This is a genomic window from Mesonia aestuariivivens (genome assembly GCF_019311235.1).
Taxonomy (GTDB): domain Bacteria; phylum Bacteroidota; class Bacteroidia; order Flavobacteriales; family Flavobacteriaceae; genus Mesonia; species Mesonia aestuariivivens.
Genome location: NZ_JAHWDF010000011.1, coordinates 40538 through 56612 on the forward strand (window position 1 = coordinate 40538; position 16075 = coordinate 56612).

Annotated in this window: 21 protein-coding genes; 18 read left to right on the forward strand and 3 right to left on the reverse strand. The window is 36.5% G+C overall.

What is annotated here, in order from left to right; all coding sequences use genetic code 11:
- The first annotated feature begins 10 nt into the window (after positions 1-10).
- From KW502_RS10870 to KW502_RS10905, 8 genes are all read left to right on the forward strand, one after another.
- Entirely contained in the window at positions 11-1009 is a 999-nt protein-coding gene (locus KW502_RS10870) for a hypothetical protein (protein ID WP_219040586.1), read from the forward strand.
- A 17-nt stretch (positions 1010-1026) separates the two neighbouring features.
- Positions 1027-1452: a hypothetical protein gene (locus KW502_RS10875; protein WP_219040587.1), complete on the forward strand. Its 426-nt coding sequence runs from the start codon at positions 1027-1029 to the stop codon at positions 1450-1452.
- Positions 1453-1455: 3 nt separating this feature from the next.
- The gene (locus tag KW502_RS10880) at positions 1456-2034 is read left to right on the forward strand and encodes a hypothetical protein (protein ID WP_219040588.1); all 579 of its coding nucleotides are present in this window, start codon (positions 1456-1458) and stop codon (positions 2032-2034) included.
- 9 nt (positions 2035-2043) lie between these two features.
- Entirely contained in the window at positions 2044-2364 is a 321-nt protein-coding gene (locus KW502_RS10885; RefSeq protein WP_219040589.1) for a hypothetical protein, read from the forward strand.
- A 119-nt stretch (positions 2365-2483) separates the two neighbouring features.
- On the forward strand, positions 2484-3245 hold the full coding sequence (locus KW502_RS10890; RefSeq protein ID WP_219040590.1) for a hypothetical protein: 762 nt from the start codon (positions 2484-2486) through the stop codon (positions 3243-3245).
- Between the two features lie 146 nt (positions 3246-3391).
- Complete coding sequence (locus tag KW502_RS10895) at positions 3392-4672, forward strand: DNA modification methylase (protein WP_219040591.1); 1281 nt, start codon at positions 3392-3394, stop codon at positions 4670-4672.
- On the forward strand, positions 4665-5300 hold the full coding sequence (locus KW502_RS10900; RefSeq protein WP_219040592.1) for a thymidylate synthase: 636 nt from the start codon (positions 4665-4667) through the stop codon (positions 5298-5300). The genes KW502_RS10895 and KW502_RS10900 overlap by 8 nt, the downstream gene beginning before the upstream one ends.
- Positions 5301-5392: 92 nt before the next feature.
- The gene (locus tag KW502_RS10905; RefSeq protein ID WP_219040593.1) at positions 5393-5701 is read left to right on the forward strand and encodes a hypothetical protein; all 309 of its coding nucleotides are present in this window, start codon (positions 5393-5395) and stop codon (positions 5699-5701) included.
- Positions 5702-5736: 35 nt separating this feature from the next.
- Here the strand turns inward: KW502_RS10905 and KW502_RS10910 are convergent, their stop codons facing one another.
- The 3 genes from KW502_RS10910 to KW502_RS10920 all read right to left on the reverse strand — a co-directional run bounded on the left by KW502_RS10910 (position 5737) and on the right by KW502_RS10920 (position 8388).
- Positions 5737-6054: a hypothetical protein gene (locus KW502_RS10910; protein ID WP_219040594.1), complete on the reverse strand. Its 318-nt coding sequence runs from the start codon at positions 6052-6054 to the stop codon at positions 5737-5739.
- 191 nt (positions 6055-6245) lie between these two features.
- Entirely contained in the window at positions 6246-7796 is a 1551-nt protein-coding gene (locus KW502_RS10915; RefSeq protein WP_255554213.1) for a terminase large subunit domain-containing protein, read from the reverse strand.
- On the reverse strand, positions 7774-8388 hold the full coding sequence (locus KW502_RS10920) for a hypothetical protein (RefSeq protein WP_219040595.1): 615 nt from the start codon (positions 8386-8388) through the stop codon (positions 7774-7776). Before KW502_RS10920 ends, KW502_RS10915 begins: the two co-directional genes overlap by 23 nt.
- A 104-nt stretch (positions 8389-8492) precedes the next feature.
- On the opposite strand from KW502_RS10920, the gene KW502_RS10925 reads away from it, so the two are divergent.
- The 10 genes from KW502_RS10925 to KW502_RS10970 are packed head-to-tail and all read left to right on the forward strand — an operon-like array spanning position 8493 to position 16068.
- On the forward strand, positions 8493-8846 hold the full coding sequence (locus KW502_RS10925) for a hypothetical protein (protein WP_219040596.1): 354 nt from the start codon (positions 8493-8495) through the stop codon (positions 8844-8846).
- Positions 8846-10192: a hypothetical protein gene (locus KW502_RS10930; RefSeq protein WP_219040597.1), complete on the forward strand. Its 1347-nt coding sequence runs from the start codon at positions 8846-8848 to the stop codon at positions 10190-10192. Before KW502_RS10925 ends, KW502_RS10930 begins: the two co-directional genes overlap by 1 nt.
- Positions 10192-11133: a DUF6712 family protein gene (locus KW502_RS10935; RefSeq protein ID WP_219040598.1), complete on the forward strand. Its 942-nt coding sequence runs from the start codon at positions 10192-10194 to the stop codon at positions 11131-11133. Before KW502_RS10930 ends, KW502_RS10935 begins: the two co-directional genes overlap by 1 nt.
- Before the next feature lie 52 nt (positions 11134-11185).
- Complete coding sequence (locus KW502_RS10940) at positions 11186-12082, forward strand: hypothetical protein (protein WP_219040599.1); 897 nt, start codon at positions 11186-11188, stop codon at positions 12080-12082.
- A 2-nt stretch (positions 12083-12084) separates the two neighbouring features.
- Entirely contained in the window at positions 12085-13980 is a 1896-nt protein-coding gene (locus tag KW502_RS10945) for a pyocin knob domain-containing protein (RefSeq protein WP_219040600.1), read from the forward strand.
- Between the two features lie 3 nt (positions 13981-13983).
- Entirely contained in the window at positions 13984-14643 is a 660-nt protein-coding gene (locus tag KW502_RS10950; protein ID WP_219040601.1) for a hypothetical protein, read from the forward strand.
- Positions 14643-15017: a hypothetical protein gene (locus tag KW502_RS10955; RefSeq protein ID WP_219040602.1), complete on the forward strand. Its 375-nt coding sequence runs from the start codon at positions 14643-14645 to the stop codon at positions 15015-15017. The genes KW502_RS10950 and KW502_RS10955 overlap by 1 nt, the downstream gene beginning before the upstream one ends.
- 1 nt (position 15018) lies before the next feature.
- Positions 15019-15429, forward strand: coding sequence for a DUF5675 family protein (locus KW502_RS10960; RefSeq protein ID WP_219040603.1), 411 nt, complete (start codon positions 15019-15021; stop codon positions 15427-15429).
- On the forward strand, positions 15426-15785 hold the full coding sequence (locus KW502_RS10965) for a hypothetical protein (RefSeq protein WP_219040604.1): 360 nt from the start codon (positions 15426-15428) through the stop codon (positions 15783-15785). Before KW502_RS10960 ends, KW502_RS10965 begins: the two co-directional genes overlap by 4 nt.
- Entirely contained in the window at positions 15706-16068 is a 363-nt protein-coding gene (locus KW502_RS10970) for a hypothetical protein (RefSeq protein ID WP_219040605.1), read from the forward strand. Before KW502_RS10965 ends, KW502_RS10970 begins: the two co-directional genes overlap by 80 nt.
- Positions 16069-16075 lie beyond the last annotated feature (7 nt).

The following is a 16075-nucleotide window of genomic DNA, read 5'->3' on the forward strand; positions in this document are numbered from 1 at the left end:
AATTTAAACCATGACAGTAGAAGACATTACTAAAGAGTTAGGGGAATACGTAAAAAGCAATGCGAAAGTAGTACCCGCTATGACTTATACAGATGAAGTCATCTTAAACAAATTCTGTAAAACGATTACCAAGGTTAAAGGAAAATATCCTTCTTGGCATAGCATTATGACTAATGTGGTTCAAGGCTATAAAAATGTTTGGCAATCACTTGGTGAAGCTCAATTAAAAAGCAAAAAACTTGAGGCTTTCCGCCAGAAAGTAAATTTTGAAATTGATCCGGATGATGTACAACATACATATTTAGCCGGTGATTATTATGATGAAGAAAAAGATCGTGTAAATATGCCGATCTCTCAATACATCATTGAAAAGGAATTAAAGCCAAAAGTAATTGATGATATTAACTGGTTATCAATTATGGCGGTTAGAGATGATGCAAATGCCGACGGTCAGTTTGGTAAGTCTTTAAACGGAATTAAACAAGTAGTTGCTAATGCAGTTGCAAATACCGACCACCCTGCCTTTAAAATTCCTTTATCTGCATTAACCGATTCAAATATCGTTGAAAGAACAACAGATTTTGAAACTAAGCTTCCAGAAAAGATCGCGCCTAAAGTTAAAGTGATTTTTGTGAGTCACGCTAACAAACAACGCTACATAAGAAATTATGTTGAAACTTATGGACAGAATCAATTTCAAAAAGATTCAACAAAAACTTTCTTCGGAAGAGAGATCGTTGGGTTACCATTCTTAGATGATGATACGATTTTTGGAACTGTAGATAATAACCTTGTGAAGTTGATTGATAAAATCGACAATCCTCCAAAAATTAATATGATTCAAGTTCAAGACTATATCATAAAATTATTTATGGAGTTCTGGTTAGGTTACGAAGTAATGGTTAACGAATTATTATTCGTTTCTAATTATTCAGATGTTACTTATGGTTTAGGTGATACTGATAAAAACCAATTGTATTTTGGAATTGATGGTGTTACTGCACCGTAATCTAAAAATCTAGTTAGATGAATAAAGCAGAATTAGTAAAAAGATGTGAAGAACTCGGGATTGCAATAAATCCCGAGAATATTCCTAAAAATGATGAATTAAAAGAACTCATCAATAACAAGGAAGCTGAGATCGCTGAAAGAGAAGAAGCTTCAGAAGAAACTGAAACCGAAGCCGAAACTAAAACCGAAACTGAAGAAGAAGTGGTTACTGAAACTTCAGAAGAAAGTGAAGAGGACGAAGAAGCAATTTCAGCAAAAGAAAAAGAAGCTGCGAGCGTATTTGAAGACGAACGCGGATTGAAGTGGGAATTTAAAAAGAGTGCTCCCAAAACCATTAATATCGACGGCAAACCGATGACGCAAGAAGAAATTCTTCAAACCAAAGACGTGATGGCCGAGTTGGTATATGGTAACTCAAATTTTTTAATTCAAAAACATTAAAAAATGTCAGATAACTGTACAGATACAATTCCTTTAGAGAATATAGATTTTTGTCCAAATACAGAGACAGCTCCCGGTGTAAGTGAAACTGGAGTATACGGTGCAGCAGTATCAGATTTTGAAACTATTGCCAAACCTGCAGATTTGAGTACTGCCACAGACTTAGCGAGCTTAGCAACTATTACTGAAGCGCATACTTTTAAAGAAGGTCGTGGTTTTCATAAAATCTATATTAATCCAGATAGTGGTTTAGTAGATACGGCTCACGGTGGTGAAAAAGGGAACTTGAGTTTAAATAACTCATTTACCGGTACATTACAAGGAACGGGACCAAAAACCGCAGGATATGTAAGAAAGTATAAAAATGTTCCGATGATTTACATTGTAAAAGAAAAGTCTGGAAATGTAAAACAAATCGGATCTGAACTTTCTCCGGCTTATATGATCGAGGTTACAGCAACTTCAGGACAAAAGCCAGGTGATAATAAAAATACGATCGTGAAAATTCAAGACACACAAAATTATGCTGCTCCAGAATATTCAGGAACGATTCAGGAATTTCCTGCACCAGCAACTCCATAATTGTAGATTATGAGTAAGTATTTTGATATCGAACCAGGGAAATATGACATTCCAAAAGTTGGCAAGGTGAACACCTTTAGCAAAGAAGTTTCAGACGAAAAAGCTTTAGCAATTTACAGACTTCCGAGAAAAATATTTCCTTGGATTAAATTAAATAAAGAGTCACTCGGCTATTTAAAAAAACAAAAGTTTGTAGCCGAAGATGTGGCGAAGATGATCTTAAACGCTCGCACGATTGAAGAAGTTGAACTTCTTGCAGAATTGAGCGATACGAAGAAAGTTGAAGGTGTGATCAACACCAAGTTAAACGCATTAAAAGCAGACAAATAATTTTATAGTTAGTTAATTTAAAAAAGCCACTGCATTTTGTAGTGGCTTTTTTTATAGGCTGTATCGAGCGTAGTCGAGATGTCCTTTTTAAAAGCTCTCGATCTTCTGAGTTTAGCATTATGAAAATAGAAGATTGGTTTACATCGATGGATTATGATTTGGGAGTAAAACTTTACCAAAATGCCCCAAATGCAAAAAATAGAACGCTCACTCAATTAAAAAGAGGTAAGAGCAATCGAAATATGTCTTTATTAATTAGTGAGCTGAGAAAGCTTAAAAAGGCAAATTTACCTCTAACTAAAACCACAAGTTCTACTAAAACCAAGCCTAAAAAGGTAAAGTTACCGCAAAACGATGCTGCTATTCATTTAGAGCTTACCAGAAAGCAACAAAAAGAAGATAGCGCGAAGAGTTACTTCCAGAAAATTAAATACGGTGAATTGCCGCCAGAACTAAAAATAAGATTTCGATTTCTGAAAGAGCTCTTTTACGATATGTGCGATTTAAAATATGCACTGAATGATTTACCGGAGGAAGCCGAAAATGAAGCCTTAGAGATCATTTTACAAATTGAAGATCTAGATGATCAGCGAACCAACATTTGGGAAGAACTGGAGTATTGGCAAACCCATAAAACGCTACTGCCCACAAAAACCGAAAATGATTATTCAGCCTTGGATCCGCAAAAGCTGTTATTGAAAAAAGCCAGTTTAAAATCTTCAATACATAAAATGAATAAACGCTTGGAAGCTTGGCGGGTAGCAGCATCAAATGAAACTGATAAACTGAAAATTAGAAAGATCAATCAGCAAATAGTACGTACAGAAAAAAAACTACATCAAAATAAAATCGACCTGCAGAAGATAGAGGATCTTCTATAAAAAACCCTCCTGCTTATCTAATAGTTTCTCACCACTTTAAATAATAAAACCTCAATCGGTCTACAGGAGGGCGTAATGCCTTCTGCCGATTGAGGTTTTTACTTAAAAAGTGGTGAGATTACAAATATATTAATAATTAAAATAAGATGAGCAAAACAATTACCGCGCCTTTAGAATGGCGCAATGAAAAACGAAAGGTCAAAGAGTTAGTTCCTTATGAATTCAACCCCAGAATTTTAACCGAAGAAAAGAAAGAACGCTTAATTAAAAGCATTGAGAAATTTAATCTTGCTGAAGTCCCGGCCATCAATACCGACAATAAAATAATTGCCGGCCACCAGAGAATTAAAGTCTTGATGTTATTGGAACGTGGCGATGAAGTTATCGATGTACGTGTACCAAATCGATCGCTAACCGAAGAAGAATTTAAGCAATACAATATTACATCGAATGTAGCTGCCGGATTTTGGGATACCGATGTTCTTGAGGAGCATTTTGCAGATATTGATCTGGAAGAATTAGGATTGATTGTAGGCGATATCGAACTCCCCGAAGATTTACTCCCGGAAGAACTTAACACCGAAGAAGAAAGTGATTTTGAACCAGAACCACCTGAAGAACCCATCACGGTGAAAGGTGACGTTTACGAGTTGAAAAGCTTACAAAAAGGTATTACTCACAGAATTATTTGCGGTGACAGTAAACTTCCTGAAAACTTTACAGAAGTTTTACAAGGTGAAGGTATTGATCTAACCGTTACCGATCCGCCTTACAATGTAGATTACCAAGGTGGCCAGAATAAAAAACGAAATAAGATCGCCAATGATAAAATGGAAGCAGATTCATTTTATCAATTCTTAGAAACTTATTATTCATTAGTTTTTGAACATTCAAAAGCCGGAGCTGCAATTTATGTATTTCACGCAGATACGGAAGGCGTTAATTTTAGAAAAGCATTTACAGACGTAGGCTTTAAACTTTCGCAATGTTTGATCTGGAAAAAGAATTCTATCGTTTTGAGTCGTCAAGACTACCATTGGTTGCACGAACCTTGTTTATATGGTTGGAAAACCGGAGCTGCCCATAATTGGTATTCAGACAGAAAACAACGTACCGTTTTAGAATTTGACAGGCCTTTAAAAAGTGAGGACCATCCCACAATGAAACCAGTACCACTTATTGAATACCTGGTTAAGAACTCAAGCAAACAAAAACAAATTGTATTCGATGGTTTTCTAGGTTCCGGCTCCACATTAATTGCTTGCGAAAAGAATTGGAGACAATGCCGAGGAATTGAACTTGAACTTGCCTATTGTGATGTAAACGTTAAGCGCTGGGTAAAATATATGCGAGAAAATCATCTGCAATTTGAAGTAGTTAAAAACGGACAAAAATTAAAATCTGAAGAAGTTAATAGTTATGAATAAATATCACAAAGCCTTAAATAAAATCATCCAAAAAGGGCAAATTCAAAATAACAAAAAAGGGAAAATAAAATATTTACTGAATTATAATCTGCATTTAGAACCAATTGATTTACTTGATATTTTGGAAGGTCATGCGATTGCCAGGAATAAATTAAAAAATGAATTAGAGCTATTTCAAAAAGGGGAACGATTAACCGAAAAGTATCGTGAGGCCGGAATTGAATGGTGGGATTACTGCGGTCCTATTTTAGTGAACTCTTACCCGACCTATTTTGAAAAGCTCCCACCGCTCATTAGAAAAATAAACCAGGAAAAAAGAAATAGTAAAAATTATGTATTGTTTCTCGGTGCTACCGATGCGGAAAGTAATCAGCAACCATGTTTAAGTTTAATTCAGTTTCAAATCGATAATGGTAAGTTAGTATTAAGCGCCTACCAAAGAAGTAGTGATGCAAACTTGGGATTGCCCGCAGATATCTATCATTTGTATTTGATAAGTAGGCAAATAAATATGCAATTAAAGAGTATTAATTTATTCCTGGGCAATGTTCATATTTATGAAAATAATCTTCAGAAAACTAAAGAATTATTGAAGGGTGAAAAGGTAAGATTTAGTTTAAATGTTTAAGAAAACAATAGCTTTAATTTAGCTTTATAAACTATAAATCAACGAATTATATTGTTAACTTAGATGTAGTATTAACGCTTAAATAATTAAAAATGAAACTTTATTTAGTACCTAGAAATTTAACTAAAGACCCAATTAACAAACAAGGTCAAATCGGTATTTTTCAAAAACAAGAAGATGATATCATCACCTTAAAATTTGCAGACGGACAAATTGGAAAATATTTTGAAGATGCAGTAAATGAAGTAGAAGATGATTGTTACAACCCTGAGTTTTTATTTCAAACTGAAATGGGGTTTTTACTTTCACTAATTGCACAAGGAAAAATCGATGCAAAAGAAGCTGCTAAAAAGGAATTAGCACGAAGAGGTCTGGATGAAAAATTAAATTTTATAGGATAGATTGTAATAAGCTTCCTTAAATAAAAAAACAGCCGTTAAAGAACGGCTGTTTTTTTATTCATAAAATAAGCATACGCCGTTTTCTCCGGGAAAATCTCTCTTCCTGTTTCTTCATCAATTTCCGGTGGTATCGTATAACTGAAAATTTTAAAGCCTAACTCCTGTAGTGCTTCAAATACATCTTCCTCGTAAATATATTGCCCCGGTAAAATCCTTGTTATTTTATTGGTGATTACAGAAAGTGAAAGTTTTTCAGTTTCATCGTCGGCTTCGATCGGTGAGCTTATGGGCTCAAAATAGGTCTCCAGAAAACTTCTTATTTCCTGGTCCCAATCTAATTTTGGTAATGACATAAGTGTGGTGAGATTTATATTTAGCTTTCATATTATCATTCTCATATTTTAAAAATCAAAATATTGATTTTCAGTTTTTTAACCCTAAAAATACTTTTTTAGAGTTTCATTTTTTCGCCGATTGAACACGCCGTGACCTATACTCGTATGACTTTTGCCGTTTAAAAATTCAGGGAAATATGAAACGGGGTTTAGAATGTCGAGATTGGGAGGTCTTCGGTTTTGACGTAATTACCAACATACTTATCCCAGAACATTTCAAAGATGGGATAATCAAAGGTATCACTCAAGTGGGTAGCGTGTTCTTGCTCCACCTTCTTTCTTTGTTCAGGACGTTTATCTTTTTCGATACCACGTCCTCGATCATATGCTTCTGCGTGTTCTAATGAAACGATCAGGTTGGGGCAGTTGGTTTTATTGATTCTAATCTTGGGCAGTTGCTTTCGTCCATCATCCTTAAGCATTATATTCAATAATCTGAATTTATCTACATAACTCGGGTTTAAACCGGTGGTCATATTGTGAACGGTCCAACCGTGATTCTCCATGATTTCTTTAGCCTGGTCGGCAAAAGTCATCTTACTATTTGCGGTCCGATTATTACCTGTGCGGTCATAATAAAAGTAAACCGTTTTGTTTTGATGGCTTGAATAGTATGGCAGGAACTCTTCAATAAACAAGTGGTCTAAGATCTTGGGTGACTTCACGAAGAATTCCTTCAATACATACCAAGTATTGTCTTGTAGTTGGTGCACGGTCATTGCGTTAATATTTGCACCCCAATCTACAGAGATAATCAAAGGCTCAGACTTAATTACATCTGCATCCTGCTTTGAGTTAAAATGCTTATCATCATTGGTAAGCGGGTCGCCATTAATATCGCATAAAGGAATACTCTCTAAATAATCGTTGTCTTTATTCGTGTAGTAGTGATCTTCTGTAAGCTGCGGGTAAAAACCGTCTGCTATTTCTTTAGGACGTATATTCAACATCTCAGCGTTGTAAATCAACTCACTTGAATAAGAGTCGCGCATGTACTCGAAATAGTCACTACGTACATTGTCAAGGTTCCAGTGAGCCGTAGCAGAGTGAAAGAAATACTTATCAGGTTGTTTTTTAGCCAACTCTTCTCCATCAATAAACCACTTCCCTTTTTTTGTTAGTGGAGTCGAGCTTACGTAGGTTTCAGAAAGTAGCCAAGGGCTATCGCCATAAATACCGGTTTTGCTCGCACGGTTGGTGTTCTTTACGTTTATCGATAGCTTTTCATTGTCAAGAAGCGCAGCTTCATCAGCAAGAATACCAGAGGAATTAATACCACGTCCACCATTTGAACTATTAGGATTGTCTAATCCTACCAGTTGAAAAACGGTACCGTTAGAGAAATGAATTATATTCTTCCAATGGTTTGGTTTTTCGTAAGGCATTTTAAACCCCATTCGTTTACCTTGGCTTGAGCCAACCACATAATCAACATCTTCATAGATGCCAAAAAATTCAAGCGCCGCCTTGGTAGATTTTAATGTATTCGAGAGTACTTGCGCATAAGTGTTCCCAACTAAAATAAAAGTGGCACGAGGTAAATGTTTTACCATCATCAACATAAAGTAAGCGAGAATGGTACTTTTACCGGTACCACGCCCCCACTCTAAAAACTTTACTTTTGCCTTGGCCATAATGGCAACCATCTGGGCAAAATTCAAGGTGATCTTCCCGCGTTTACCTCTTATCTTCTTCGCCATCTTCAGAGGTATTTTTTAATTCTTCAAAATCAATCTCTACGGTATTATCAACATTCATATTGACTGCGCCTCCACTTGCTAAAATTTGTTTAATCAAGCGTTCTTGTTTATTGCTCATAATTATATTGTAATCTTGAGCTGCGATTTTATCTAGATCGATAGGCGATTCTTCCTCGTGAAGTCCTAAAAGTTTATCAATTTCTTTATCTACCTTATAAGCCAGTTCGAGGTCTCCCTTTTTTAATGCATTTTGATAAAGTTTGTGTTTTCGTTCAATAGAAATATATCGCCACGCTTCCCGATCAAATCTTTTAAAGGATCCGAATAACATTTCACATCGTTGCACATCTCGATAGGCAGTCGCTTTGCTAATGTCAAAAAGTTGCTGAAGCTTCTTTGCAGCATCTTCCGGACTTCTAAATTCCAAAAGCATAGTGAATGCAGCTTCCCATCGCTTCTTTAATTTCTTATCGGTTTCAGATAAACGAGCCAGACGAACTTCTTCAGGCGTCTTATCGTCCATATAATACGCGAGAATGTTTTCAAAATGCGTGTCGCTCGATGCTACTTTTAATTCGTTGTTATTCGCCAATTTTTGCAGGTTTTACTGTAAAAGTGCATCGCTAAAGAGCGATAAAAAAGGACAGGCGCTTTGCTGTCCTTTTTTGATGACTATTGCCGTGGCATATTCGTATTATGAAAGAAACCGTCTACCTTAAAGATGTACTAGAAGAAATGCGTACGCCAAACAAAGAAGGCCGTGCCATTAAATTTGATATTGCAGTTAGAAGTTTCAATAAGTTCAGCAAAGAAGGCGGTAAATTTTACCGCTACGAGAATGCCAAATTGGTGATGAATGAAAAAGGGAACGACCCCGACAGTATTTACGCTCTTCAAAATTTCAAGCCTTCAGAAAAGCGAGAAATCGTCAAGAAGAACCCCAACCACTTCAGCAATAAGACTAGGAATATAAAACTGGAAAACGGCAATATCAAGAAGATCAACATTAAATACATCATCGAGTTCAACGGCAAACACGTAATACCATAATGACACACGTTAAGCACATCAATAAGCATCTTAGTTACGGAATGGGTACCACTGCAGCATTTCAAATAGATAGCAAGAAGGACCATACCTATATTAAGCCGGAAGAAAAAACCATTAATGCTTCGGGTAAAATTGCAAAGTGGGGCGACGATAACCGCTACCCTCAAAATTTTCTGGCAACCGTACGTAAAAATGGTGCTGCCGGTGCTTCGTATAGATTTCTCAAAGCAACGCATTATGGCCAGGGATTCAAACTTCATCGTTTAGATTCTACAGACGATGGCAAAGAGCAAAAACAAATTGTGCCGGTATCTTCAATCCCCGATATCAACCAATTTTTTAAACGTTCGAAAATGCAACGTTTTTGGATTGAAATAATTCACGATCTCGAAACCTTCAACATTGCCTTTCCAGAGTTTGTGTTAACTAATGATTTCAGTAAAATTCATTCAGTTAGGAGGCAGCAGACCGCAAAAATGCGATTCGAGCTAATCAATGAAAAATCAGGATTAATAGAAAACGCTTACTTCTGTCACAATTGGAAAACATCTACAGATCCAGACGATAAAAACTATGTACGAAAAATACCGGTGATGGACTCGTATTTTTCTGCGGAAGAAATTAAAGAGTATTGCAAATCGAAGAAGATCCACAAATTTGTAATGCCCATCTTTTACCCTTTGATGGATGAAGTTTATTATCCAGAACCCGATCACCATTCTCCCTACCGTAACGGATGGATGGAAGTGGTTAATAACATTCCTGAATACAAAAAAGCATTCTCTAAAAATCAGCTGAACATCAAATATATGGTGTACATCAGCGAAGAATACTTTTTACGCACTTATGGATCCGACTGGGATAAATTCAAACTCGATAAGAAAAAAGAAATTCGTCAGAACTTAACCGATTCGATTGATGATCATTTGGCCGGTAACAAAAACGCAGGAAAATCGATACAAACCACCGTTTTTAAGGACCGTGAAGGTAAATGGGTAAAAGGTATTGAAGTGGTACCACTTGAAACCAAAAACGATGGTGATGGTAAAGGTTTACTCGATGCCGGTACCGGAAACCAAGAAATTATGGGAGCCATCGGGACCGATCCAAATTTAATGGGTACGGGAATACCCGGCAGTAAACTTGGTGGAGAAGGCGGTTCTAACAAACGCGAAGCCTTTAGCATTCTGAATTCATTATACAAACCTAAACGTGAAATCACTTTAGATTCTTGGCGATTTCTAAGAGATTACAATGGGTGGGAAGAATCGCTCGAAGGCGCATTTGCTGTCGAAAACCTTACCACCTTAGATAAAAACCCTACAGGAACTCAAACAGAAATGTAATGGCAACACTTGTAAAATCTATACAAACGGTACAAAAACACGCAACGGTAAGTTATAATGCGAGTTGGAATGTTTTTGAACCTTACATCAAACAGGCTGAACGCAAACACTTAAAACCTGCTATTAGCCGAGAATTATTAAGTGCTCTAATTGCTGAAGAAACTCCCGAAGGTTTACGAGCAGATGTTATTGAGCTACTCGAAGAAGCAGCTGTAAAATTAGCATTATTAGCATATAGTAAAACTGCGATCATATCAATTGGTGATAGTGGCTTAATGATTTCTCAAAGCCAAAACTCAAAACCTGCAGAATGGTGGCAAGTGCGAGACTTGCAACGAGAGCTATTCAAATCGGGAAGCGATGCGATCGATGAAGCGCTTGAGATTATGGAATCTTCAGAAACCGACTTTGAAGAATGGGTAAACACCGAGAGCTATACCAAATTCAAAGAACTGTTTACACGTCAAACTAAAGACTTTCAGCGATGGTTCAACATCAATAACAGCCGTCTTACTTTTCAGCAATTAAGGCCACACCTCCTAAAGGTAGAAGATAAATATTTTTCAGCATTGCTAGGAAATGAGACGGTTTTTCAAATAAAAGGAGGGATTAATCCTGAAGAAAAGAAAGCACTTGAAATTTGCCAATCGGCTCAAGTAATGCTTTGCTTGGCAGAAGTTGCCGAAGAAGGTTTATTTCTCATCGATCGCAGCGGGCTGTTTGTTGTTTCCGATGAAGTACAGGGTGAAAGTAAGCAAGGATTAAGTCAGCGAGAGCGAGAAAACTTCAGTCTCAAAAAACAGCAAGACGGCAACGAATATTTAAGAAAGTTGGTGAACTACCTCAAAGACAATCCAGAGGTTTTCGTGCAATACGCTCTAAAAGCCGACACAGAGAAAATTAACCCGGTTTACAATACGAAAAGTACAGTCAGTTTTTAATGTCCTTTTTTAAGGTGTTAGCAAAACAGAAATTCGATAAAAATTATTATAAATGAGTGCATTAAGGGCCAGTGAAGAATTAGCGGAAAAAACGAATGTAAATCCGTCAGTGAATAGACAAAAGGAAGCTACTGCAGAAGATTTTAGAGAGATCGCTCAGATTTTTGAACATCACGCCAACCGCCTTGATGAACTTCAAAACGAATTATACCATGCCGATTTTGTAGGCTACTTTGGCAGTTTGTCACTTTTACAAGCTACTTACCCAAACGCTCCGGAAAATGCTTTTGCTATTATTGTTAATGGCTCAAACATTCCACAGCAAATTTACCGATGGGAGAATGATGAGTGGACACTAATATTTGGTACAGATGCATTAGTAAGTTATAATACTAAATCACAATTTCCTCTACAGGGGGTTACCGACAAACTTTATTTTGCCAGAGATTCTATGAAGTTGTATTTGTGGTATAACAGTCAATACTTATGCATAAATGAAAAAGAATCTCTCTTTTACGATCAACTAGATTTCATTCTAACAGATGTAATCGCTAATGCAAGCAATCAATTTTCTGGCGCTAATTTCTATATTATAGAAGCTGACCAAGAATCAACTCCTTATCATTTTGCAGTGAAAAATAGCTTAGCCGGTAGGTTTACTGATTTTGCAATTCAAATTATAAATGCAAGTGGTCAGCGCCAAGATTTAAAAGGTTTTGATTTTGAATATAATGGCTATAAAATATGGAAACTTCCAAATATAACTAACTATTCTGACCTTCAAAACAATCCATTTCAGGTTTGGTTCTATAACGATTCATCAATTCGCTACGACATAGAGCAAGATCTCACGCCCCCACAACAACAACAAGCTCAAGAAAATATCGGGTTAATTTCCGATGAAATACCCGACTGGACGAGCGAAGCAGAAAACGAAATTAATTTTTAAATATGAATTTTTCAGAAAAAATAATTCAAAATATAAGCTCTTTCAAAGCTTTCATTGTAGCGAAATTAAACCTGCTAAAAAGCTACATAGATGCCAATGAAGTTAAAATAGCTGATTTGGAAGGGATGGTTTTGTATGCTGACATGGCAAATCAAAAAATATTAATTAGAAATGCTTCAGGTGTTTTGATTAGTGAAGTCGGTGTAGGATGGTTAAATAACGAGGGTACCACTTTCACTTATAATGAAAGTACTGAAAAGCTAGAATTGAGAAATGATGCGGATGAATTGTTGAGTGAAATACCCGTTAGTTCATTCGTTTCAAACCTTGCAAAATCTATATCGCTCTCAGGAAGCAATCTTCATTTGAGAGATACAGAAAATAATATTCTAAGTTCGGTTACTTTTCAAATTACCAACATACAAGGATTGCAAGCAGCACTTGACCTAAAAGCGAATGATTCGGAAGTAATCCACAAAACAGGAAATGCAGACCAATTAATAACTGGAAATGATACAGAAGTAGAAAATTATACATCTTACGGATTAGGCGTATTTAATCTGCCTGTCAGACCTCTTGTTGATGGTGTTGTGACTTACGGTGAGTCAGGTATTTACGCTGCTGGCGAAAACACGAGTTTTCTCAACTCTCCCAGATACATATCTCTTTCAAGGAATAATCAAACTTTTGCCCTTATGTTTTCGATAAGCACAAAAAGGGCTGGGCTTCAATTTTTTGACGGAACACAGGAGGAAATATGGCATAGCGGAAAATTCACGCAAACCGAAATAGACCAATGGAATGAAGCTTATAGTTGGGGGGATTTCCGTGATTTTGGGTTAGGTGCCAATGCACCAGCAATTAGTGATTTAGATAGTGTTGCTGAAATATCGAGCTTAAAAAGTGGTTTTTACTCAGCACAGGGGACCACGTTAGGTAGACCACTTGGCGGTGGTGGTACTGTAATGATCATTAAACATAGTACTGGGTTTTTCTCAATTACATATAGATATATTTCAGATGGTGGTACAGTTCGCACCTTAGAAAGAAAATTGTCCAACGGTGTGTTTTCAAATTGGAAAAAAGTTTGGAACGAAGAAGATTTCACCCAAACCAATATTAACGAATGGAATGAAGCCTTTCTCAAAACACCAGTTGCAGTTTCATTCACTGGTGATTCAAACCCAACGTTAACGATCACAAGGCAAGATGGTACACCATTAACAGCTTCGTTATTAGCTAACCAGCAATTAGAATTCACGGACGATGTGATTAATTCTGGTAGCTTCAACGATAATAATGATGGTGTTATCATGATTATTACAGCAGATGGAAAGATCATCGATTTTTCTATTGATGGTCGCTATTTACTTCTTTCAGACCCAAGAATCGCTCAATGGAATACAGTCACGCAAAAAGCGAATGCTGACGACTCAAGATTTCACAACCATGGAAATAAGACGGTACTCGATCAGATCACGCAAGAAAAATATAATAGTTGGGAAGAGCAAAAAACAATAGATCCTGCAAATATTTCTGAAAGCAAACCCTATTCTGGTAAGCTTATTAATGTAGGTGTTATTTTCAATTCCAATTATACAGAAAACAGTATAGTGTATCTCACAGCAGATAATAATTGGAAATTAGCTTCCGTGGCAGATAATTCAGCCACAAAAAAATTAGCTATGTATGTAGGTGGTGTGTTGTTAACTGAAGGCATTGTGCAAATTGGATCAAACTCTTATGGCACAGGAAGCTCAATCTATCTATCTACAAATGGAGAGATTACAGACCAGCCTGTAACTGCAGCTAATCAATATAATAGAGTTGTAGGCTATTATCTAGGAGATAATATCGTGGAATTTTCTCCAGATAACACTTGGATTCAAAATAATTAAGAAATGATTATACAGGCTACAAATATATATGCGATGGATTCTGGTCGTGTGCCTAATACAAGTTATTGGGGAGATCTTAGAAATACTTCTTATTACGCTCATCTAGACAACAATGTGTTAGGCTGTTATCTAGGAGATAATAATAACCAATACACAATCACTAGAGGGTTGATGACTTTTGATGTTTCTGCCATCTCTTCAATCCCTGAAAATGCGTCCGTAAAATTAAAAGTAAAATTGAACACGTTACAAGGCACTAGTATTTCAACTTCTACTGTATCATTTTGGGATGGTGATTTGAGCAATCAAGATGGAGGCTCTATAGAGGCTAACAGATTCTCTGCTTACTTACAATCTCAAACTCGATTATCAGATATAGTAGAAGTTAGCGATGAGCGTGTATATACATTTACCCTCAATGATAACGCAAGACAATCTATAATCAGTCAACAAAATATTTGGCACCCCACTCTAATTAATGAAGATTACGATTGGGGCGATACTCCACCACCGCCAATACAAAGTAATTTAATTGGTGTGTACGGCACAGATCTAGCAAGCGCTCAATTAGTGATAGAAAACTTACCCAAACCATTGAGCCTTGAGAACTGGTCTAATATGAATGGGATCTTGAGAAATAATATTGAAAAAATAAATAGTTAATGAAAACAATTATAGACAATTGGGAATGGTTTATTGGTGTTTTGGCGCCAGTTATTACTTTTTTCACGGGCTACAAATTCAGAAAAGCAGATCTTCAAAAATCGGAAGCTGATGCATTAAGCAATGTCCAAGCTGTTTATGATACGCTTACCAAGCAAATCAAAGAAGATGTAGACCATCTTAGAAATGATTTGAAAGAAGTGAAGATTGAAAACAGGGATCAGCGAAAGTCTTTGATGTTACTCCAAGAAGATAATAGAAAGCTTCACCGTGAGATTTCTAAGTTAATGAGCGAAAACAGTCAGCTGAAAGAAAGACTAGCCAAGCTTAGTGTCGAAAATGAGAAATTACGAGAACGCTTAAAAAATAAATAAGATGAAACTACACATTAACCGTTACAGCCACGAAGAAAAGCAAACCATCGGAAAGCTGTTTGTTTTGAACAATAACAACGAAGTGAAAGCAGAATTTGATTGTCTTGAACTTCCGTGGAAAAATAATCAACAAAACATCAGCTGCATTCCTGAAGGTATATATCAAGTCAAGAAGCGAACGAGCCCAAAATTTGGAGAGCATTTTCACGTGCTTAATGTTCCCGGAAGATCTTACATTCTAATTCACAAGGGGAATTACTACACCGATATACGCGGATGCATTTTACCTGGTTTGAATTTGAGTGATGTCAATCGTGATGGTGTGATCGATGTAACAAATTCTACTCAAGCAATGGCGCAGCTATTGAAAATGATGGGTAGCGAATTTCAATTAAAAATCACTTCAAAATGAAAATAGATAAAACCTCAGTTTTCGCACTTGTTTTGGTTTTCGGATTAATAGCTTCTGTAGCTTACAACTATCAGCAATCAATCGAAAATAAAGCATTGAAGAACAGCAACTCGATCATCGATAATCAGCTTGAAGAAAAGAAAGAAACCAACTTCATTAATATCGACAGCCTTGATGAAGTGAAAGAAAAGATCCTCGACAGCATCGAAATTTTGAGAGCTGAAAAATTAACTATCCAAAAGCAAATGTCAAACCTTGACAAAAAACAAACTCAAGATGAAAAAGTTATTCGCAATATGCGTGATGCTGATAGCATTCAACAGCTATTCTCAAGATACTATCCAGATCACGATTGAGCAAGCAAAAGATGCAATTGTAGCCAAGCAACAAAACCGAACACTCAACAAGAAGTTGATGATGTTAGAAAGTGGCTATGCCAACCTTGAAGATCATCTGCGATTAATGCAAGAAGCACTCGAAAATGAGCAAATGAAATTTAATCTTCTTCAGGAAAATTACAACATTCTCAACACGCAATACGAAGCCGAAAAAGCGATCAAACCAAAATCGAAATGGTGGGAGTTTGTTTTGCTTGGTTTGGGTGCTTTCGGTCTTGGGTTTACGGTTGGGAGTTTGTAGGAGAAAT